Annotated in this window: 1 protein-coding gene; it reads left to right on the top strand. The window is 37.2% G+C overall.

Features of this window, described 5'->3' with window-relative positions; translation table 11 throughout:
• Window positions 1-317 precede the first annotated feature (317 nt).
• On the top strand, window positions 318-413 hold the full coding sequence (locus HMPREF3264_RS12675; RefSeq protein ID WP_141764491.1) for a type I toxin-antitoxin system Fst family toxin: 96 nt from the start codon (window positions 318-320) through the stop codon (window positions 411-413).
• Window positions 414-522: the final 109 nt, after the last annotated feature.

Raw genomic sequence — 522 nt, 5'->3', positions numbered from 1 at the left:
TTTTTTATTTAAAGTGAATAAAATAAATAATAGGACACGCATTTATGACGAGAAAATTTATTGATCGTTGAGAAGAACCCTTAACTAAACTTGTAGACGAATGTCGGTATAGCGTGAGCTATTAAACCGACCATTCGACAAGTTTTTGGTGGATGATTTTGAAATGCGTTTCTTCTTGTCTAGGTACTAAAAAAACAAAGTTATATAACATAAGACGACTTATCGGAAGTACATATGCTTCAAAAGATACAGATGATATAATAATGGAGTCGCCTATCTCTCAGGCGTCAATTTGACGTAGGGAGGAGGTGTTATTCATGTTGGAAATCCTTGTTCACATCATGACCACAGTCATCAGTGGTTGTATTATTGCGTTATTTACGCATTGGCTGCGTAATCGCAAAGACAAATAGGCGACAATAGCCACACCTACAAAAATCCCCTCACTATTTGCGGTAGTGAGGGGATTGGTGTATCCATGCTGGATTCCTTGTTAAGTGCATTATAACACTGGTTAGTAGA

Source organism: Staphylococcus sp. HMSC62A08 (assembly GCF_001839105.1).
GTDB classification, from domain to species: Bacteria; Bacillota; Bacilli; order Staphylococcales; family Staphylococcaceae; genus Staphylococcus; species Staphylococcus caprae.
This window is presented reverse-complemented; position numbering and strand designations above follow the sequence as displayed.